The organism is Limosilactobacillus urinaemulieris (genome assembly GCF_014838745.1).
Classification (GTDB): Bacteria; Bacillota; Bacilli; order Lactobacillales; family Lactobacillaceae; genus Limosilactobacillus; species Limosilactobacillus urinaemulieris.
Genome location: NZ_JABUXR010000017.1, coordinates 13,927 through 33,134 on the forward strand (window position 1 = coordinate 13,927; position 19,208 = coordinate 33,134).

Here is a 19,208-nt window from a genome sequence, read left to right on the forward strand (position 1 = left end):
TTGAGTAGTAGAAGTGCTTGGATTGCTGATGTAGCAAGGATGATTGCGTGTTAAAATGTGTTAAAGTATTTTATTGACTAAGTTGTAAATTAACAAACTATTGTTAGTATTGGAGATGGAGAAATGATATTAGCAGATATTACAGTATCTTTAAAAAATCCGCTTTTTAGTGTGGACCATATTATTGCTTTTGTAGGGATTATTTTAAACATAGGGACGTTGTTTTTTGCTATATATTCAAATCATAAAGCTAATGTTGGAACGAGTAAGCGTCAAGAAAAGTTAGAAGAACATCAAGGTATTATAGAGAATACTCAAAAAGAAATATCGAGTAATTTAAATAGTACAGCTAAAACTCTTGGTAAAATTAATGGCTCAATTGAGAAATTGAATAAAGAACAAGAAGAATTAGCCAATAGAATTAGCAACATCCAGGTTGTTATGCTTCAGTCTGAATATAAAAACTTCTTCAGTGAGTTAAGTAATCATAATTTACATGTTAGAAACCTTTTGATAATTATTGATGAATATAAGAAAGATGGAAGTAGTCCAGAAAGGAACGATAAGTTCCGTTATATTCTTGAAGAGTTTCAAAATGACTTTATTTTCTTTGCTCGGTATAATGTTGAACATAAAATAAAAGAAAGTTTTCCTCAAATGTTAGCGTTGAGTTTTGATAAACTTTATCGCAAATATGAGGTTATTAATAATAAAATAGATAGTCTAAATAATATTTTTGACTGTTTTGAGCCAATTCAAGATTATTCAAGAGCTCTTGGTTACTTTTTAGAAAAAGTATCAGCTAAATGACTGTACTGTATTGCCTAAAGATATAAATTAAGTGAAGTTCCCGTCATATAAGTAGCTGAAGTACCTGAATCGCTAATATAGCAAGAATAAGCGTAGTTGCTAATTGTTACCATCATTGTTGGTGAAATCTATTACTTTTTTGATTATTTTAAAATTTGTTCTTGCTTTGCACCTTCTAATTTGATATAATAATTTTTATTGATTAATGGCATACTCATTTAACCCAGTCTCTAGAGCACGTCATTAAAAGATTCGAATCACAATCCTATTAAATAAAAAAGAAATATATAACGGTCAGTTAATAATTAACGACATAAGCAAATTGCTTAATAAACTTTGTCAAAGTAAAAGTTTATTACCTAGCTGAAAGGTAATCGTTTAGATGGAACAAAATACTTTAGATTACCGTCACATCAGCTTTTGAACAAAGTTTCTGACCATGAAATTAACACAAAGCCTTAACACGTTTAGAGTCGAATGTTGTCGTACCAATACCTCAGCTACTACAAAACAGCGACTCTAGTCAGCATTATTAATATTTAAAGCCTATAGATTAAGTTGTTTTTTGCTTAGTCTATAGGCTTTTTATTATGTTTAATTGCAGAATAATTTTTTAAAATCTGATTTTAGATACGTGTAGTAAAAATAATTATCAATTCTGATTATTCTAGATGGTTTGAGTTAAAAATATTACTACACTCTTTTAAGCTAATGAAATTAAACTTTAACGCCATAGTGCATAAATCAAAGCCGCTAAAATAATTACTCCCCACCAGTTAAGGGAAATTTTTACTTTCAAGGATGTCCACACTCCTTCTGAAGAATTAACAATCAATTATTTTACTATATTGAGTAGAGAATTGAGTAGAGAAAATATACTAAGGGCTGTACTGGTAAGTAAGGAATGCATAGTTTTGGTAGATCTTTACAGTTATAGTCTGTCTTTTTATTTTTAACTTTTACTGAACGGCCACCTTAGTTTATCAATAGCAGATTATTTGTTACAATCAAAGCGCTTAGAGATTTTGCGCTAAAGGAGTTATGACTAAAATGAAGAAAACGATTGATGTTAAGACAGTTCGTGATGGTTTATGGATGGATACGAATGTCACCTACACTCAAGTCCCAGGCTGGCTAGGTAATACTACTAGAGATCTTAAATTAACAGTTATTCGTCACTTTCAGAATGATAGTGATAAACGCTATCCGGTAATTTTCTGGTTTGCTGGTGGTGGCTGGATGGATACTGATAACAATGTCCACTTACCTAATCTTGTTGATTTTGCCCACGATGGTTATATTTTAGTGGGTGTTGAATATCGTGATAGTAATAAGGTTCAGTTCCCAGGACAATTAGAAGATGCTAAAGCTGCTATTCGCTACATTCGGGCTAATGCAGATCGTTATCAGGCCGACCCAGATCGCTTTGTTGCAATGGGCGAATCTGCCGGTGGTCATATGGTTAGTATGCTTGGGGTTACTAACGGTCATCGAGAATTTGATAAGGGTGATCACCTTGATGTTTCAAGTGATGTTTCAAGTGATGTTCAGGTTGTTGTCCCATTCTATGGAGTAGTTGATCCCCTGACAGCTAAGGAGGGAAGCGCTACTAATGACTTTGATTTTGTTTACCGCAATTTATTAGGCGCAGAACCTGAAGATGTGCCAGAACTCGATCGGGCAGCCAATCCACTATCATATATTGATCAACAAACTGTCCCATTCTTAATCTTCCACGGAACTAACGATATGGTAGTTCCATTGAAAGACAGCGAACAGCTCTATGATAAGTTGATTGAAAATCAAGTGCCTGCTGATATGTACGTTCTTAACGGTGCTGGTCACATGGATGCTCAATTCCTGCAGCCACAAGTTTTTGAAATTATTGAGAACTTTTTGGCAAAACACTTATAAAAGAAGAACTATCAATCGGACTAATTAGTTATCTAGGGTAGTATTTAGTAAGGAAACGGTACTATTGCTAGTGAGTTGATCATCATTAAAGGTTTGAACTTGCCAAGTTTGGATTCTTCGGCCCAACTTCAATGGGGTAGCAACAGCTTTGAGGATCCCTGTTTTAACGGCACGGAGATGTTGAGTATTAATGTCGACTCCTGTTGCTACTTGGTGACGCTCATTGTCGGCTAGCCATGCATTGGCTCCTAGAGAAGCAGCCGTTTCGGCTAGAGTAGCGTTGATTCCACCATGAACGATACCAAAGGGCTGCTTTATTTGATCAGTCACATTGATACTAATAATTACTTGGTTAGCAGTTACTGTTTGAATTTTAATTCCTAAGTATTGTAGTAGATTCATAATATTCACCTCATATTGGAAGGAAGCTTAAAATGATAAGTGTAGATTGGAAAAATGTTAAAGATTATTCGGAAATTATTTTTGAACGCGCTGGTAAAATTGCAAAGATTACCATGAATCGGCCTAAGAAAATGAATGCCTTTACGCCAGTAACGATTCAAGAAATGATCGATGCTTTTACGATCTGTCGTGATGATAGCACAATTGGCGTGATTATCCTAACTGGAGCGGGAGACAAGGCATTCTCTTCTGGTGGTGACCAAGGAGTTCGTGGAAACGGTGGCTATGTTGGCCCAGATCACATTGCGCGTTTAAATGTTTTGGATCTTCAGCATCTCATTCGGATTATTCCTAAACCGGTAATTGCAATGGTTAAAGGGTGGTCCGTTGGCGGTGGTAATATTTTGCAATTAGTTTGCGACTTGACAATTGCTGCTGATAATGCAAAATTTGGCCAAACTGGTCCCAAAGTCGGGAGTTTTGATGCTGGTTATGGTTCTGGCTACTTAGCTCGAGTAATTGGTCATAAACGAGCTAAAGAAGTCTGGTTCTTAAACCACTTTTACTCAGCTGAAGAAGCATACCAAATGAACTGGATTAACAAGGTTGTACCGTTGGATCAGGTTGAATCAGTTACCCTTGATTGGTGTAATGAAATTCTTAAAAAATCACCAACTGCACTGCGCTTTATCAAAGCAGCGATGAATGCTGATACTGATGGCCTAGCTGGCTTACAACAGCTTGGTGGAGATGCTACGATGCTTTTCTACACGACTGATGAAGGAAAGGAAGGCCGCGATGCGTTCAATCAAAAACGGGATCCGAACTTTGATCAATTTCCAAAATTTCCTTAAGCTGGTGATGTTACAAGATGAAAACGCAAAATTGGTTGCTTAAGCAATCGAGTACCCAACCCGATAAGGTCGCAATTACCGACGGACAAAAACAATTAACCTTTAGTCAGCTACGAGACGTTGTTGCTGCTAATATTGGGCGATTAAATCAGCTAAAACCTGGTAAATTTGTAGGAATTTTGACAGATAATACGCTGGTTGGGTATGAAATTGCGATGACAGTACTAGCGAGTGGGAGGACGATCGTTTGGTTAAACTGGCGACTGGCTAATGATGAATTAGACCGCCAAATGGCAGACAGCCGATTAACTTGTTGTCTAGTGGCTGATTCGCTAGTTCGTCCCACAATGGATAAACGATTCATGAGCTTTGAGCATTTTTTGAAAATACCAGCTCAAGATGGCCAACTAGTTCCCGAGTTTGACTTCGATCAAGTTGCCAGCATTATGTATACATCCGGAACGACCGGGAATCCTAAAGGAGTTTTGCAAACATTTGGCAACCACTTTTACTCAGCGGTTTCGTCCGCACTTAATTTGGGCTTAGAAGCGAATGATGAATGGCTTTGCGTGGCGCCAATTTTCCATATAAGTGGTTTTTCAATTTTAATGCGGGGATTAATCTATGGCATTACTGTCCGCCTAGCCAAAAAGTTTTGCGTAACGACAATTGAAAAGATCCTAGTAGACGAACCGGTAACGATTATGTCAGTTGTGCCATTTATGCTGCAAAAACTGCTTGAACAGCGTAAAAATAGTCAAAGTCATTATAACAAGCATTTTCGTTGTATGTTACTTGGTGGCGGAACAACTGATATGGCAACGTTAAAGCAATGTGCAAGTCTTCAAATTCCAGTTGTTCAGTGTTATGGAATGACGGAGACTTGTTCACAAATTGTTGCGTTGCGAGCGCAGGATGCATTGCGGAAACTTGGTTCTGTTGGACAACCACTTTTTATGAATCAGGTACGGTTGGCACCAGAAAATAACGAAATTCTCCTTAAGTCACCTGCATTAACTCCTGGTTATCTTAACCAGCCAGGAAGATTAGAGCGTAAAATGACGGCTGGTTGGTACCATACTGGTGATGTTGGCCGCTTGGATAATGAAGGCTATCTTTATGTTGACGGCCGGTTAGATGAGATGTTCATTTCGGGTGGAGAAAATATTTTTCCTCAAGAAGTTGAACAGGTTTATCAACAATATCCAGGAATTAAGCAAGTTGCAGTTGTGGGTCAAAACGATCCTAAATGGGGCGCAGTACCGGTTGCGTTTATTGTTACCGATAATGAACCAGATATTGAGAATTTAATTCATTTTGGCTATCAACACCTAGCTCATTTTAAGGTTCCGCGACGCTACATTCGAGTTGCCCAATTGCCAACGAATGCTAGTGGGAAAGTAAAACATTATTTGTTACGTCAACGGGTTAATAAAAAATAGGTATTTATCAACTAGTATTATAGATATCGATGCCACTCACAAAAATGGAGTGGTATTTTTTATGCATACAGACACTTAATGAAGCGGATACCTAGATCAAGATAACAATTTTATTGATTGATCTTTGTATTAGGTAAATCCTTGGATGACCTGTTCTGGCCAGAAAATTAAAATATCTTATGGCGCTATTTGACTAAGGTAATTACTGGTAATCATTAGTCATTGACCTTATTATTAGTAAGTACAAACTTTACTAAGTTAGGAGGATAATCAAATGGCTTTTAAGCAACCATTAGCTGATGTAATGAGACCGGCCTCGCTTGAACAAATGGTTGGGCAGAAACAATTACTTAGTCCAGGGCGCCCGCTTTATCAGATTATTACGAAGCATCTTGCAGTTAGTTTATTACTATGGGGACCACCTGGATCAGGGAAAACTACTTTAGCTTATGTAATATCGAAAACTTTACAATTACCGTTTGAGAAATTTAATGCGTCAATTCAAAACAAAAGTCAATTGCAAAAACTAGTAGATAAGCATCCTAATGAAAGTTTTGTTCTTTTACTTGATGAAATTCACCGGTTAACAAAGCCAATTCAGGATTATTTATTACCGTATCTTGAAAATGGTCATATCCTATTGGTAGGAACAACAACTGAGAATCCAATTATGGCAATTCAACCAGCAATTCGGTCACGTTGCCAAATTTTTGAATTCTATCCGATTACTGCTGAAGAGATTGAACCGGTACTTGTTCGGGCAGCTCAAGATCATTTAAAATTTACATTACCGAAAGAACAGGCACATGCAATTGCAAATAGTGGTAATGGCGATGTCAGAGTGGCGCTTAATATTTTGGATACTCTCCATGCCATGCATCCAGATCAACTGTTAATGACTGATATCGAAGAATTTGCTAAAAAACAACATTTTGCTTTCGATAAAGATGCAACAAAACACTATGATTACTTATCTGCATTTCAGGATTCAATTGAAGGATCTGATGCTGATGCAGCACTTTATTACTTAGCGGTAATCTTAAAGTCAGGTGATCTTGAATCGGTTGTTAGAAGACTAAAAGATTCAGCCGCACTAGATGTGGGACTAGCTGATCCAGCGAGAGCTACTCAGGTAATTATCTTGGCTAACACCGCATTAGAAATTGGCTTGCCGCGGGCTTCAACTCATGTAGCCATGGCAACGATATTACTTGCGGTGGCACCTCGTTCTGATTCGGCAATGCAAGCATACTACCAGGCGGCTAAAGATGCTGAACATCCTACGAATCATCCAATGCCTAAATACTTACAAGACACCCACTATCAAGGAGCTGCTAAATTAAGGGGTGCTGGAGTAATGCAAAATATGTTTGAATTACCCCATAAGATCGCCCGGCAGGAATATTTACCTAAGGATCTTATCGGTAAACATTACTATGTTCCGGCTCCAAATAAAAATGAACAAAAACTATATTCCCAATATCAAGCACTGCTTAAATATATTTATCAACAGCCATTTGTTCCAACTGAATTTCCGGATCATTTTGAGCATTTCACAAGTAGTCATATTAAGTAAATTGAATTTAATGAAGTCGATAATCTCAATTGGCTTTAACAGCCATTCTTAAACAAGCTGATCAATAAAAAAACAACCTAAGCTTATCCAAAATCACTAATTTCATTGCGGACTAAGCTTAGGTTGTTCTTTTTAAAGACCAAGGTACTTTGCCTTAATCATTTCTGCTTTCTTAGCGTGATCTTCAGGATAGATGAAGCTGTAATCAATCCCTAATTTAGCTAGCTCGTCAAGAATTGAACGCTTATACTTTGCTGGAATAATATATTTTTCTTTTTCGGCCGGATTTTCAGCATTATAGAGACTAAGAATATCGATTGCTAGCTGGGCACGACGTTCGACTTCTGAATAATCAATGTTAATTGTTGGATCATATTCTTCACCAATAAAGGGAACGAAGAGGAAAAGGCCTTGTTGGTTTTCCATTCGCCGACTCATTCGTTTAATTGTTACGATCTTAGGGACAATTAATTCCAAGGGATTCAACTTGTTGGCAAAGCTCGGAATATCCCGCTTCGCTTCTTCGAATAATCGTAAGAATGGTAAAGTTTGCAGATCACGCTTGAATTCTGCAAAGTAATCAGAATCCTGATCATCAAAGTAACTATCATAACTGTGGCTCCACAGTTTGTGCTGTTGCCCAATATAATCATTATCTAGTTTATAAAAATTTTTAATTGATTGGAAAAAGGCGGCTTTATCAGCTAACGATTGTCGAGCAAGCGAAGATTCAAGCTGCATTTCGTTACTAAAGGCGTTTTTCTTAAAGTAATTGTGACTGGTTAGCTTATTCTTACTCTTATACTCGGCAATTAGATTCTGCCATCCCCGTTGTTCTAACATTTCAGCCAGTTTATCTGGGTTAGGCTCGTCCTTATAAACATAAACTTCACCATTTCCCTGACCATCCTTAACAGCAAAGAACAAAGCAATTAAAGGGTTAGAACTAACATCTAATAGTCGAGTAGGAAGGTGGTAGTGTTCCATTAACGCTAACCGTTCAAAATTAGTACGACATTTTTCAAAAAGTTGGGGATCTGTCATCAAAAAGTCATTGAATAGATTATCCTCATTATCAAGAAGCTTTCGGCTCCGAAAAATTGCTGGCAAAGTATTGGAAAAGGCGTCATCTTGTCCACGAAAATAATAATTGTGACGCTTATTATTAATTAGCTTTTCAATTTCTTCAATATAGTTAGAAACGGTCTGAATGTTATGGATCATTGGACGAACCTCCCGTTAACCTTAAAGGATTTCATTTAAGCAAATTTTAGTCTAGCTTAGTGAGAAATACCAGTGGGAGTTTAGAATGCCAGGGGATGAATTACCATTTCCTAAAAAAACGACTACAATATAAATTAAGTTATTTTTTAGTTATGAGGTGGTTATTATCGCTAGTCAAAAGTCAATTCCTAAGAAACTTTCATTTATTTCAATTTACTTTTTGGGAATTAATGGAGTCATTGGTTCAGGAACATTTTTACTTCCGTCAGTGATTTATCGCTACATGAACTTATCAGCAGTCGTAGTTCTTCTTTGTACTGCTGTTACGGTATCTTTAATTGCTTTGTGTTATGCCGATATGTCAAGTCGGTTTACTGGGTCTGGAGCAGCGTGGCTATATTCTTACCATGCTTTTGGCCGCTTTACGGGTTATGAATTAGGGATCTTTACCTGGTTCCTGGGCTGTTGCACTCTTTCGGCCGAAATTGTTGCGTTGTTAACAACTCTCAAAAGTTTCTTGCCGGTATTTAAAAACCCCGTTGTTTATGGTATTGGGGCAGTTGGCTTAATTCTTCTGTTTGCTCTGATTAACTTCTATGGTCGGAGTATTGTTAAAGTAGTCAATAACGTTTCGGCAGCTGCTAAGATTCTAACGTTGATCATCTTTATCGTTGTTGGGGTATTTTTTATTCATAAAGCTAATTTTACGCCAGCAATTCCTCAAGCGGCACTCAAGGGACCAATGCCGTTTCTTCATCACTTTGGAGAAGCTTTTACACCTATTTTCTACCTCTTTACTGGTTTTTCTTTTCTACCAATTGCTGCTCAGCAAATGAATAATCCCGAGAAAAACATTCCCCGAGTACTGATTGCGGTAATGGTTAGTGTCACTATTTTGGACGCCTTGATGATGACGGTTGCTGTTGGTCTTTCTGGTGTAAAACTGGGTGGCTATTCAACTCCATTAGCTAATGCGCTCGGTAGTGCAATTGGTCAGTGGGGTTATGCAATTATTATTTTTGGGATGTTAGTAAGTATCTTTGGGGTAGCTTTCTCCGCCTCATTCAACACTCCATCGTTAATTGCGTCATTGGCTAATGAGCATGGAATGTTGCCAAAATTCGTCGGTAAGAAGAACCGCCATGATGCACCGTGGGTTGGAATTATTCTTACGTCAATTCTTTCGGCATTGTTTTCTACTCAAAGTTACCTCTTTTTAGTTAATTGTACTGTCTTGGCTTCATTTATTCAGTATGTTCCAACGATCCTTGCTGTTGTTAAATTTAAGCATACCAATGAATATCCAACGCATGGCTTTGAGTTACCCGGAAAGTACCTGATTCCCGGGTTAGCATTACTTGTTTCTTGTTATATGGTTACCAACTTTACTTCAAAGACATTGTTAGTTGGAACGGTCATTGCAATTTTTGCTGCGGTCGCTTACTTCTTTATTAAAGGTGACCGGAAATATGAAGAACAGCACGAAAAGTGGTTGGCAGAACTTCGCACAGAGGGGCAAAAGCTGAAGAAAAAGTAATTTACGAAAGCCTTTTCTTTGGTAATTTCCTTGTCTCATGATAAAGTTATTATAAATATAATTATGAGGGAAGGAGCAATGGACAATGACTAAAGTTGGAATAATTGGCGCTTCTGGAATGGCAGGGAGTGCAATTTATAAATTAGCTGCGGCCCAACCGGGATTAGACGTAACGGGAATAGTTCGTCATGAAGGGAAAGCTAAGAAGGTTCTTGGTGATGACGCGCAATTATTGAGTGGCGATATCTTTGTAATAATTGATAGTGTATTAGCACGTTTTGATGTAATTATTGATGCTTACGGAACTAATCCGGCTAATGCAGAACGGCATATTAAACTTGCTGAGAAGTTGATTAGTCTTGCGCGTAAGGACAAAATTAGGCTAATCTTTATTCTGGGTGCTGGAAGCCTGCAGACCGGTAACGATCGGCATTTGTTTATCAAGGATATTGAAAAGATGCCTGATTCAGAAAATTGGATTAATACCCCTCGTCAACAGTTAAAGGAGCTTCAATATCTTGAGGCAATTACAGACGTTGACTGGGTTGGAATTTCACCTGCAGCAAACTTCGAACCGGGTCCAGTTTCTGACTATAAGCTGGGTAAAGATGAATTACTCTTTAACGAGCAAGGCGAGTCAAAAGTAACAACTGGTACGGTTGCAGAAATCGTGGTTAGTGAGATTTTGGCACCTCAATATCATCAAGAACGTTTTACCGTAGTTAATACTGGAAATTAACCCGCTGACTTTTCGAATACTTAAAAGCATTATCGATAAAAAAGAAATGTGAAGCTAAGAAGTAAGTTGATATTCTTAGTTTCACATTTTTTTGCTTAATTTATAGTTTAATCAACTAATTTTCCAATTAGAGGTAGCTTTGAAATTGGTGAGTATTTTCGAGCAGCTTCTTGGTAGGTAACGCTAGATAAATCATGCCCCACGACGCTCCCGTGGACTTCAGCGCCTTGCCATTCAGGAACTGTAGAAACATCATAGACATTTCCATTAACACCAATGTAGCCTGGCCGTCCTTCACGACCATCGTATTTTGCCAATTCGTCATGAGTAAAAGCTAGCATAAATGGATTCCTCCTTAATTATTACGTAAATTATTGTATCTTTACTATAACACCAAACTTAGCTTAGAAAGTAGATTTAGCTTTTAAGGGTTATTAGTGGACTAATTGATGGTGCAGAATAAAATTAGATTATGAAAATAATGATCATTTATTTTTCTACTTGTAAATAGTAAGTATTAGTGCAAAATATTGATAATACAAAAGACAGTGCAAGAGGAGGAACGAATAATGGAACTTGGATTAAAGGGAAAAACCGCGTTAGTAACTGGTTCTACTAAGGGAATTGGGAAGGCAATTGCCAATGAACTTGCAAAAGAAGGCACGAATGTTATTGTTAATGGGCGAAAGCTTGAAGTTGTTCAACAAGTGGTAGCTGAACTTAAGAAGAAGTTCCCAGAAACTACTCCACAAGCAGCTGCTTATGATCTATCTCAGGATTCTCAGCGTCAAAAACTATTTAAGGCCTTTCCGCAAGTTGATATTCTGGTTAATAACATGGGAATTTTTAAACCAATGAATTACTTTGACATTTCTGAAGAAACTTGGCAAAAGTTTATTGATGTTAAGTTCTATTTGCCAAAGATGCTGGCAGAAAATTTCGGTCGGATAATCTTTATTGCTAGTGAGGAAGCAGTAATGCCACAGTATAGTTTGACTAAGACGATGAATCTCTCCTTAGCGAAGAGTCTTTCAAAGCTAACCAAGGGAACACATGTGACTGTCAATACAATTATGCCGGGCTCAACTTTAACTGAAGGAGTTCAGCAAATGCTTACTGATATGTACAAGAATACTGAACTTCCTGAAGCAGAATGGGAAAGTGACTTTATGAAGCATCACCGGCCACTATCACAGATCCAACGGTTAATTCGCCCAGAAGAAGTTGGCCGTTTTACCGCCTTTGTTGCCAGCCCGTATTCCTCATCATTCTCTGGTGAAGCGTTACGATTAGATGGTGGATTGGTACCGACTATTTTCTAGAAGAAAAAAGAACAGTGATTGAATTAAAATCAGTCACCGTTCTTTTTAGTTTGGAATGCTTTTTGGTGAATTTGCTTGAAATGCTTGCCTTGATAAATGCTACTGGAACTATTTTGAATTGCCCAAGCGGAAATCTTGTTCAGTACGGGAATTAATGTTTCTCCCTTGGCGGTTAGAGAATACTCAACCCGGAGTGGCATTTCGTTAAATTGATGTCGTTTAACAATTCCGGCATTTTGAAGCTCTTTAAGGCTATCTGCTAGTGCGGTATCAGAAATGTTTTCCATTTGTTCCTTTAATTTTTGATAACGGATCGGCTCGTCATTTGCAATAATACAAAGTAACCGGGGCTTCCACTTGCCGCCAAAAATATCAAGGGCATAATCCACAGTGCAGTAAAATTCTTTAGGTATTTTACGCTGGTACATTTTATCTTCTTCCTCAAAAATTCTTTAGTTCCTCAGTAATTTTTGAAAACGTTTTCCAAAAGTGAGAAACCATTTATGATGAAGATAACAAACTAAGGGAGGATAATCAAATGGAATGTTACAATGCAACTGCACGTAAAACTAACCAGGGGCTTCAGGTAGATACCCATTCTCATGGTGTACATTATTCAATTGATGAACCCAAAAATGCTGGTGGAACTAATACGGGGATGAACCCAGTCGAATTAGAACTCAGTACTTTGGGTGCTTCTCTGCAAGCTACTGCCAAACAACTAGCAAAAGATGAAGGGTTCCAGTACGATCAAATGACAATCGAACTGGAAGGAGATCTCGATCCTCGCGGGTTTATGGGAAATCCTGAGATACGGAATGGCCTTCAAGAAATTCGGATTAATTATCAGGTTAAGACCACTGCTTCTGCGGAAGAGTGTGCAACATTTATGCAAAAGGTTGAGCAGCAGTCACCGATTATGGATAATTTGCGTAATGGAATCAAAATAGTTGTTGGACAAGTAACTACAAAGTAGAAAGTAAGTGAAGAGCAAATGACAACATATAAGGCAAGGGTTACTAGTACTGAAGAAGCAAATATTTACCAAGCACAAGTTCGTGACTTTCAAATTAAATATGATTTAACAGGACGACGAAACGGATACGAAGAGGGATTAGTTCCGAAAGAAGCGCTGTTATGTGCGCTTGGTGCTTGTGAATCAATTGTTGCTGGCTCATTTTACCGGAAACAGCATTTTACATACCGTTCCTTCTACTTGGTATTAAATGGGATTATTAATGGTGATCGTCCAGGATTCGATGAAATAAGAATGGATGCTCATTTTAATACGGATGAATCGAAAGAAAATACGGAAAAGTTTGTTGAATTTATGGAAAATACCTGTCCGGTTCGTGATAATTTGGTAAATACCGTTCCAATTAAGAGCCAAGTGACGATTATTAAATAAGATCATTAATAAAATAAAGAATCCAATTTTCGGTCATTTTACTGAACATTGGATTCTTTATTTCTCTTCAATATTAAAATTGAATCTTTAAATACATCTTCTAGTTTTCCTGATAATGAAATCTTATCAAGACCGTTAGTCAATTCATAATGATCATCATCGACTTTATTGTCACAGTAGCCGGCACGTGAGAAAGCAGCCACTAGCTTGGTCATAAATTTCTGCCCTGATTGAACTGATTCGTAAATCATATTATCGATGTACATTGGTAGATCAGGACTCTTACGAATTAAGGTAATTAAGTAAACTTGTTGTTCGGTCTTACTAATTTCTGAAGTGTTTTGCATTAGTGACATTCTAATCCCCTCCTGTAGTTAATTATACTTTATATCTTTTAATAGCCAATATAAAAATATCAATTACTGAGAAGGAATTTAAGAAGTGGAAACCGGTTAGCTAATCAGCAATACTTAATATTATTAATTATTTAAAGGAATTGATTACATAATCTTCTTATTTTAATGCTAAATTTAAACCACTGTTTTAAGAAGGGACGGAGGACCTGATGACTGAAAAGCTAAATCAGCTAATGAGAATTTTAGATTCGGATTTTTCACCTAAGCACCGATTAAGGATGGTACTTGATGATGAGTTTGCTGCTACAATCGATCAAAATGACTTTCTCCAAATAGATCCTACCTATTTAGAATTAGAGCTTTCGCCACTATCACCGTTTTTTGTTAAATTTCGTCAACTAGTGATTGATGCCTACCAGACTTCTCGCGGATTGAAAGAAGATGAACTCGGAAGAAAGATTCATCTTTTTCGGAGTTATCTTGACTTGTTTTATTTAAACTATATTCATCAATATTCCGGTCAAAACGACTTTCAACGGTTATTAAACTTTGCTCACAAACAAAAAATACGATTAGATTACGAAACTGCTAGCAATTATCACAACCGAACACGGAATGATGTCTTTTATCCTCGTAACATGAAAGTTCAACTAACGCGTAATTCTTGGCGGCTTCGTAATAATCCTGCACGAATGGTTGAATTTATTATTAATATCGATCGGGGCAAGTTTATTAGTGAATGGAATTCATATAAGTTAACTGCAGACGGTAAGGTTGATAGTGATCCAGCACATTACTCAATTGCAAAATTAGAATCCATTGCCAATACCGAATCATTTAACTATGGGATTCCTCATGGTAACTATTTTGTTTATCCCCATCTCCGGAAGACTCATTATTATCTTGATGTCCAACAGCCTAAAGATAGTCTCCTCCGCCAACGGGCCAAGAAAATTTATCGGTCGCCAAGGGAGTATCAGCATGGCGGCCGTTTTGCGGATCTGATTATGGCAGGTGGAGTCAAGGATGCGAAGGCTTGGCAACGAATACCGTTTTCACGGCGAGCTGAAGTTTATTCGTCGTTCATTGAACACTTAGCACAATCAAAAATGCCTAATTGGGGAATCAATTATTATCTAGGTTCAACGATCCAGTATCAACAGTACGCTGTGGTTTAGGAAACAGTTATCTGCCAACCAATTATGATTTGTCAAAAGAAGCGTTGTATACTAATGTTAAATCTTAATTGGAGGATAACCAATGAAAACGCAAAGTATTAGTAAGCTGATGATTGCCGGGCTGGCATTGCTGTTAGCAGGTTGTGGGAGTCAGCAGACCAGTCAGGTTAAGAATTCCTCTTCTTCCAGCAGTAGCAGTTTGCTGGTAGCAAAGAGTAACGAAAAGGTCAGCACTAATAACCTTTCACCACAACAAGCGGTGAGCCTGATTGCAACCTATGCCGGGAACAAATATGGTGACGATTGGGCAAGCATGGCAAAGAAAGCCCAAAAGCAGGGACTTCAAGTTAACCTATACTCAACCAGTAAATATAAGTTAAGTGATAATGGTCAAGGAGTTGCCTACGATGTAACCGCTGGTGGCAAATCAACCGGGTTAGTTTATACCATCAATAAGGACAACACTGTTAATATTTACCAGAATGTTAAGGCGGGGAAACTTAGTCACAAATTGGCAACAATTAGTAAGCAAGACATGGCTTCATACGTTAATCACCAGGGCCAAGCAAAGTTAGTAGGTGATTTAGCAAAGAATGCTCAGGTAATTGATAAGCAATCCGGTAGTCAATCAAGCTCAACTAGTAGTTCGACAACTACGGGGCACCAATATGGTCGTCAAGAAGCAGTTACCGTTCCAGCAGAAATGCAAGGGACTTGGTACAGCTCAGACTATAATTCAAATAGTAAGATTACATTTAGTAAGAACACAATCTTGGGTGAAGATGGTCAACAATACCACCTGTACAAGCAGGATCCAACCTTTCTTGCTGGGGATACCCCTAGTACCAGTGTCCAAAATGCAACCCGGTACTGGTCAAGTGCTCGCTTTGTGGATGTTCACGGCTTGCATTTCCTTAATATTCGTGGTTGGTGTCAAACTGCTGGGGATGGTTCATCGTATGCAATTCATACCGAAACCATTAATGGTAAGCAAGTCAAAGTTCTTGTGGTTGCTGAAGGAGCTGGATACTGGACATCAAGCGTTTACTACCAGAATCCACAACTGGCTAAGCAACAAGCGGACAAGAAATTTGATGATCTTCACTACATGGAAGACGATGATTAATTAGTTTAAAAGCAATCCTGGGGATGATCCTTGGATTGCTTTTTTGGTGTTGAAATTAAAATGGTCAAGTCAAGCCGAGAGAACTATAATGAAACTGAATAAAGTCATTGGAGGGATTATCGATGAGTGAACTAAAAGTGATCGACCATTATTTTTATGATGAGGCAGCGTATGACTACCATGACGGTGGTTACGTACCACTAGAAGAACCACAGACACCAGAAAAGCCATTAACTATTCCGGAAATTTTGAAACCCGATAATGAAACGGCAACTGATATGTACTACACAATCGTTGCCCAAACGGGTGAAGTGCAATTGATGCCGGGAGAAAAGACAAAGACATGGGGATATAATGCACCGCTTCTAGGAAAAACGGTGGTATTTAAGAAGGGGAAGACCATTCACCTTCATTTGGTTAATCATTTACCAGAAGTTACCACTTTTCATTGGCATGGGCTAGCAATTCCAGGGCCAATTGAGGATGGTGGATGCCATGCGCCAGTGTACCCAGGCGAGAGTTGTGACGTTACTTTTAAGATCGACCAACCTGCCGCCTTTGTTTGGCTCCATGCGCACCCGTGTCCATCAACTGCCGAGCAAGTCTGGCATGGACTTGCTGCTGGTGCAATTGTTCAAGATGATCATGAAAGCAGTCTTCCATTGCCACGAAACTATGGAGTTGATGATATTCCAGTTATTTTACAAGACCGGCGCTTCCATGAGAATAATCAATGGAATTACCGTGAAGACTATGATCCAGATGGTGTTGCTGGACCAACGCCAATGATTAACGGAACGATCAATCCGTACTTTGATGTGACAACACAGAAGGTTCGGTTACGGTTCTTAGATGGCGCGAACCGGCGGGAATTTCGTTTGCATTTCAGTGATAATCTTGAATTTACACAAATTGCTGGTGATTTAAGTCTGCTTCCTCATCCAGTAAAAATGACGAAACTACTGATTACCTGTGCCGAACGACAAGAAATCATCGTTGATTTTGGCAAATATAAACCAGGGGATGTCGTAACGCTTTACTCTGATGATGTTCCGCTATTGCGGTTCCGAATTCATGAATTTAAGCCGGACAATACCATGATTCCTGACACCCTATTTGAAACTCCTGATCCAGCTGTTGATCCGGATCTGCCAGTTCATCATGTTACCCTTGATGGAATGGATGAGACCGTTGCAATGAATGGGAAGAAGTTTAAGATGGACCGGATTGATTATAAGATGCCAATGGGGAAGGTCCAGTTGTGGGATATTTGCAACACTAATCCAGCACCGGGGATGATTCACCCTTACCACATGCACGGAACGGCATTCGAAGTTATTTTGCGGAATGGTCATGCTCCATATCCAAATGAGTTAGGATTAAAGGATACGGTTGCCATTAATCCTGGTGAACACGTAGTTATTAAAGTGTGGTTCCATGTTTCTGGAGTCTTTATGTATCACTGCCACATTATTGAACACGAGGATGGCGGAATGATGGCACAGCTTCAGGTAATTGATCCGGCAAATCCTGATAAGAAGTACCATTTAATGAATCACATGACATTGATGAAGGCCTTTGCTGAGGAGCGCCACGTTCCAATGGATCAACTATGGCTCGGCGGAATGGATTCGTATAAAAAGATGGGCGAAGAAATGTAGAAAAAAGTGGAAAAAGATCGTTCACTTTTTAAAAAGAAGACTACAATAGGAAGTGAAAGGAAGCATTAATCATGAATATTGATCAAGATGCTCTTAAGAACTTCCAAGCAAGTAAGTTCGATTTTGTTGATGCAAAGGGTAACGATGTTGACTTTAACAATCTGAATGAAGATGTTAAATATACCCTTCGTGATGGTGAAACTGTTGTTCAAGATGACATGACTGTTAAGGATGTTGTCGACACGATCAACGATGAATATGGAAAGACTATTAATGTCTGATTCCGATCCACAAAATAAAAGTATTAATTAAACGCCAATTTCAGGTAAAAGATCTGAAATTGGCGTTTTAAGTATTATGGTAGATTGATTATGCGGAGCGTAGTCGTCCATTGATCATAGAAATTCCCTTTTTGCCATTCATTAATTCGCTTATTGCTAACCCCGACTGACTGATTTAGGTATGTTACGTCATGGCAGGTAAGTGGGGGATGAATGCCGTGAAGGTGACCATAAAAAACGTAGCGAACAACATTTGAATCTTCTAGGAGGTTGCCGAGACGATCACTCCCCATCATGGCGTTTACCATTTGATAAAAATGTTCTCTTCGGGGAGTATTAACTTCTTTAGGTTTTGCTGCAAGTAGTTCGTGACGGGGAGCAAAGTGAGTAAGAAAAATGACGGATTTATTATTCTCTTTTGCTAAGTTTAATTGATGCTTGACTTGTGTAATAACTGTGGCCATTCTTTCTTGATCTGAAATTGGCTGATCAATAGAACTATCAAGCCAGTAAACGTTTTTCCACGCCTGCACTTTTTTTAGTTGATTGCGATAAGCCGAAAGGGAATAATCGTACCAGCCGTTATTTCCGATTATTCGCCAGTTACTATTTGGAAGATCAATGAATTGATTATGAATGTAGGATGGAAAATGAGAATGTTCTGCTTCACTAAAACTAAGATTATTTAACATATCATGGTTGCCAATAATATAGGCAATTTTAGTGTTTGCCGTTAATTGCTGTAAGTGCTCGAAATAGGATCTTGTTTTGAAAAAATCATTGAAAAGATCTCCAGCATATAAGTAATAGTCAAGATGGTTTGCGTTAAGCCAGCGTGCTTGAAATTTTAACGCATCATTGATATTTACCTTATTGACATCTAAGTGGTTATCACTGCTAATTGCAATTTTAATTTCTATCGTCTTCTTTCGTAATATTAGAGAGTGATTTTGACTGTTATCATTACAAAATGAAGTTAGAACGTCAATCATTTATGATTATTTTTAAATTTACTCTTGCAAAATAGGCAGGGAACCTATATAGTATTTAACTGTTGTCTTTTGAAATTAGCAAATTAAATTGGCTATACCAATTTAATTGCATTAATAATATTGCTCTTACGTTTCAAAAATATAATATGAAAAATATATCATATTATATTGACAAGATTGTTGAAAGTAAGTATAATGATATTGCTGGTTAAGATAAATTAATCAAATTTATTGTTGACTAGTTTGACGAAAGATGATATACTACAAAAGTTGTCTGTTGAGGATGACCGATGAGCTAATTTGAAAAATATTGAAATTAATCATTGACATCTAAAATGACATCTGATATAATCATTAATGTTAACTGTCACTTAGGTGACGGTTAA

At 37.9% G+C, this 19,208-nt stretch carries 20 protein-coding genes; 14 read left to right on the plus strand and 6 right to left on the minus strand.

The annotated features are described in order from the left end of the window. Positions 1-123 precede the first annotated feature (123 nt). Together HUK45_RS07810 and HUK45_RS07815 are read left to right on the plus strand one after the other, a co-directional pair. On the plus strand, positions 124-810 hold the full coding sequence (locus tag HUK45_RS07810; protein ID WP_191911858.1) for a hypothetical protein: 687 nt from the start codon (positions 124-126) through the stop codon (positions 808-810). Between the two features lie 1,050 nt (positions 811-1,860). Further along, on the plus strand, positions 1,861-2,724 hold the full coding sequence (locus HUK45_RS07815) for an alpha/beta hydrolase (RefSeq protein WP_191911859.1): 864 nt from the start codon (positions 1,861-1,863) through the stop codon (positions 2,722-2,724). Positions 2,725-2,748: 24 nt separating this feature from the next. Here the strand turns inward: HUK45_RS07815 and HUK45_RS07820 are convergent, their stop codons facing one another. Continuing rightward, positions 2,749-3,126: a PaaI family thioesterase gene (locus HUK45_RS07820; protein WP_191911860.1), complete on the minus strand. Its 378-nt coding sequence runs from the start codon at positions 3,124-3,126 to the stop codon at positions 2,749-2,751. Positions 3,127-3,158: 32 nt separating this feature from the next. Here HUK45_RS07820 and menB point away from each other — a divergent pair, with 32 nt between their 5' ends. The 3 genes from menB (at position 3,159) to HUK45_RS07835 (ending at position 6,998) form a co-directional block, all read left to right on the plus strand. Beyond that, complete coding sequence (menB, locus tag HUK45_RS07825) at positions 3,159-3,980, plus strand: 1,4-dihydroxy-2-naphthoyl-CoA synthase (RefSeq protein WP_191911861.1); 822 nt, start codon at positions 3,159-3,161, stop codon at positions 3,978-3,980. A gap of 17 nt (positions 3,981-3,997) precedes the next feature. Continuing rightward, positions 3,998-5,422: an o-succinylbenzoate--CoA ligase gene (locus HUK45_RS07830; protein WP_191911862.1), complete on the plus strand. Its 1,425-nt coding sequence runs from the start codon at positions 3,998-4,000 to the stop codon at positions 5,420-5,422. Positions 5,423-5,696: 274 nt separating this feature from the next. Beyond that, positions 5,697-6,998, plus strand: coding sequence for a replication-associated recombination protein A (locus tag HUK45_RS07835; RefSeq protein WP_191911863.1), 1,302 nt, complete (start codon positions 5,697-5,699; stop codon positions 6,996-6,998). Positions 6,999-7,130: 132 nt separating this feature from the next. On the opposite strand, the gene HUK45_RS07840 is transcribed toward HUK45_RS07835, so the two are convergent. Further along, positions 7,131-8,222, minus strand: a complete 1,092-nt coding sequence (locus tag HUK45_RS07840) for an FRG domain-containing protein (protein WP_191911864.1) — start codon at positions 8,220-8,222, stop codon at positions 7,131-7,133. A gap of 157 nt (positions 8,223-8,379) precedes the next feature. On the opposite strand from HUK45_RS07840, the gene HUK45_RS07845 reads away from it, so the two are divergent. Together HUK45_RS07845 and HUK45_RS07850 are read left to right on the plus strand one after the other, a co-directional pair. Then, complete coding sequence (locus HUK45_RS07845) at positions 8,380-9,759, plus strand: APC family permease (RefSeq protein ID WP_191911865.1); 1,380 nt, start codon at positions 8,380-8,382, stop codon at positions 9,757-9,759. A gap of 85 nt (positions 9,760-9,844) precedes the next feature. Continuing rightward, positions 9,845-10,498: an NAD(P)-dependent oxidoreductase gene (locus tag HUK45_RS07850; protein WP_191911866.1), complete on the plus strand. Its 654-nt coding sequence runs from the start codon at positions 9,845-9,847 to the stop codon at positions 10,496-10,498. Between the two features lie 107 nt (positions 10,499-10,605). Here the strand turns inward: HUK45_RS07850 and HUK45_RS07855 are convergent, their stop codons facing one another. Next, positions 10,606-10,839, minus strand: coding sequence for a cytochrome b5-like heme/steroid binding domain-containing protein (locus HUK45_RS07855; RefSeq protein WP_191911867.1), 234 nt, complete (start codon positions 10,837-10,839; stop codon positions 10,606-10,608). Positions 10,840-11,067: 228 nt separating this feature from the next. Between HUK45_RS07855 and HUK45_RS07860 the strand changes: the two genes are divergently transcribed. Further along, positions 11,068-11,820 carry an SDR family NAD(P)-dependent oxidoreductase gene (locus HUK45_RS07860; protein ID WP_191911868.1) on the plus strand — a complete coding sequence of 251 codons (753 nt, stop codon included), beginning with the start codon at positions 11,068-11,070 and terminating at the stop codon, positions 11,818-11,820. A gap of 29 nt (positions 11,821-11,849) precedes the next feature. Here the strand turns inward: HUK45_RS07860 and HUK45_RS07865 are convergent, their stop codons facing one another. Beyond that, on the minus strand, positions 11,850-12,248 hold the full coding sequence (locus HUK45_RS07865; protein WP_191911869.1) for a winged helix-turn-helix transcriptional regulator: 399 nt from the start codon (positions 12,246-12,248) through the stop codon (positions 11,850-11,852). Between the two features lie 110 nt (positions 12,249-12,358). Here HUK45_RS07865 and HUK45_RS07870 point away from each other — a divergent pair, with 110 nt between their 5' ends. Continuing rightward, positions 12,359-12,796: an OsmC family protein gene (locus tag HUK45_RS07870; protein WP_191911870.1), complete on the plus strand. Its 438-nt coding sequence runs from the start codon at positions 12,359-12,361 to the stop codon at positions 12,794-12,796. A gap of 18 nt (positions 12,797-12,814) precedes the next feature. Then, on the plus strand, positions 12,815-13,228 hold the full coding sequence (locus tag HUK45_RS07875; RefSeq protein ID WP_191911871.1) for an OsmC family protein: 414 nt from the start codon (positions 12,815-12,817) through the stop codon (positions 13,226-13,228). A 38-nt stretch (positions 13,229-13,266) separates the two neighbouring features. On the opposite strand, the gene HUK45_RS07880 is transcribed toward HUK45_RS07875, so the two are convergent. Continuing rightward, positions 13,267-13,584 (minus strand): hypothetical protein, encoded by a 318-nt coding sequence (locus HUK45_RS07880; RefSeq protein WP_191911872.1) that lies wholly within the window; start codon positions 13,582-13,584, stop codon positions 13,267-13,269. A gap of 209 nt (positions 13,585-13,793) precedes the next feature. Between HUK45_RS07880 and HUK45_RS07885 the strand changes: the two genes are divergently transcribed. From HUK45_RS07885 to HUK45_RS07900, 4 genes are all read left to right on the plus strand, one after another. Next, positions 13,794-14,762 (plus strand): DUF3114 domain-containing protein, encoded by a 969-nt coding sequence (locus HUK45_RS07885; RefSeq protein ID WP_191911873.1) that lies wholly within the window; start codon positions 13,794-13,796, stop codon positions 14,760-14,762. A gap of 82 nt (positions 14,763-14,844) precedes the next feature. Further along, positions 14,845-15,888, plus strand: a complete 1,044-nt coding sequence (locus HUK45_RS07890; RefSeq protein WP_191911874.1) for a hypothetical protein — start codon at positions 14,845-14,847, stop codon at positions 15,886-15,888. 122 nt (positions 15,889-16,010) lie between these two features. Beyond that, on the plus strand, positions 16,011-17,549 hold the full coding sequence (locus HUK45_RS07895) for a multicopper oxidase family protein (RefSeq protein ID WP_191911875.1): 1,539 nt from the start codon (positions 16,011-16,013) through the stop codon (positions 17,547-17,549). 71 nt (positions 17,550-17,620) lie between these two features. Then, the gene (locus HUK45_RS07900) at positions 17,621-17,830 is read left to right on the plus strand and encodes a hypothetical protein (RefSeq protein WP_191911876.1); all 210 of its coding nucleotides are present in this window, start codon (positions 17,621-17,623) and stop codon (positions 17,828-17,830) included. Positions 17,831-17,904: 74 nt separating this feature from the next. Here HUK45_RS07900 and HUK45_RS07905 read toward each other — a convergent pair whose 3' ends face one another. Continuing rightward, the gene (locus tag HUK45_RS07905; protein WP_206683814.1) at positions 17,905-18,822 is read right to left on the minus strand and encodes a metallophosphoesterase; all 918 of its coding nucleotides are present in this window, start codon (positions 18,820-18,822) and stop codon (positions 17,905-17,907) included. Positions 18,823-19,208: the final 386 nt, after the last annotated feature.

What these genes read in the sequence shown, in the direction of transcription:
- HUK45_RS07810 (WP_191911858.1), top strand. Translation starts at nt 124, where the DNA reads ATGATATTAGCAGATATTACAGTATCTTTAAAAAATCCGCTTTTTAGT.
- HUK45_RS07815 (WP_191911859.1), top strand. Translation starts at nt 1,861, where the DNA reads ATGAAGAAAACGATTGATGTTAAGACAGTTCGTGATGGTTTATGGATG.
- HUK45_RS07820 (WP_191911860.1), bottom strand. Translation starts at nt 3,126, where the DNA reads ATGAATCTACTACAATACTTAGGAATTAAAATTCAAACAGTAACTGCT.
- menB (WP_191911861.1), top strand. Translation starts at nt 3,159, where the DNA reads ATGATAAGTGTAGATTGGAAAAATGTTAAAGATTATTCGGAAATTATT.
- HUK45_RS07830 (WP_191911862.1), top strand. Translation starts at nt 3,998, where the DNA reads ATGAAAACGCAAAATTGGTTGCTTAAGCAATCGAGTACCCAACCCGAT.
- HUK45_RS07835 (WP_191911863.1), top strand. Translation starts at nt 5,697, where the DNA reads ATGGCTTTTAAGCAACCATTAGCTGATGTAATGAGACCGGCCTCGCTT.
- HUK45_RS07840 (WP_191911864.1), bottom strand. Translation starts at nt 8,222, where the DNA reads ATGATCCATAACATTCAGACCGTTTCTAACTATATTGAAGAAATTGAA.
- HUK45_RS07850 (WP_191911866.1), top strand. Translation starts at nt 9,845, where the DNA reads ATGACTAAAGTTGGAATAATTGGCGCTTCTGGAATGGCAGGGAGTGCA.
- HUK45_RS07855 (WP_191911867.1), bottom strand. Translation starts at nt 10,839, where the DNA reads ATGCTAGCTTTTACTCATGACGAATTGGCAAAATACGATGGTCGTGAA.
- HUK45_RS07860 (WP_191911868.1), top strand. Translation starts at nt 11,068, where the DNA reads ATGGAACTTGGATTAAAGGGAAAAACCGCGTTAGTAACTGGTTCTACT.
- HUK45_RS07865 (WP_191911869.1), bottom strand. Translation starts at nt 12,248, where the DNA reads ATGTACCAGCGTAAAATACCTAAAGAATTTTACTGCACTGTGGATTAT.
- HUK45_RS07870 (WP_191911870.1), top strand. Translation starts at nt 12,359, where the DNA reads ATGGAATGTTACAATGCAACTGCACGTAAAACTAACCAGGGGCTTCAG.
- HUK45_RS07875 (WP_191911871.1), top strand. Translation starts at nt 12,815, where the DNA reads ATGACAACATATAAGGCAAGGGTTACTAGTACTGAAGAAGCAAATATT.
- HUK45_RS07880 (WP_191911872.1), bottom strand. Translation starts at nt 13,584, where the DNA reads ATGTCACTAATGCAAAACACTTCAGAAATTAGTAAGACCGAACAACAA.
- HUK45_RS07885 (WP_191911873.1), top strand. Translation starts at nt 13,794, where the DNA reads ATGACTGAAAAGCTAAATCAGCTAATGAGAATTTTAGATTCGGATTTT.
- HUK45_RS07890 (WP_191911874.1), top strand. Translation starts at nt 14,845, where the DNA reads ATGAAAACGCAAAGTATTAGTAAGCTGATGATTGCCGGGCTGGCATTG.
- HUK45_RS07895 (WP_191911875.1), top strand. Translation starts at nt 16,011, where the DNA reads ATGAGTGAACTAAAAGTGATCGACCATTATTTTTATGATGAGGCAGCG.
- HUK45_RS07900 (WP_191911876.1), top strand. Translation starts at nt 17,621, where the DNA reads ATGAATATTGATCAAGATGCTCTTAAGAACTTCCAAGCAAGTAAGTTC.
- HUK45_RS07905 (WP_206683814.1), bottom strand. Translation starts at nt 18,822, where the DNA reads ATGATTGACGTTCTAACTTCATTTTGTAATGATAACAGTCAAAATCAC.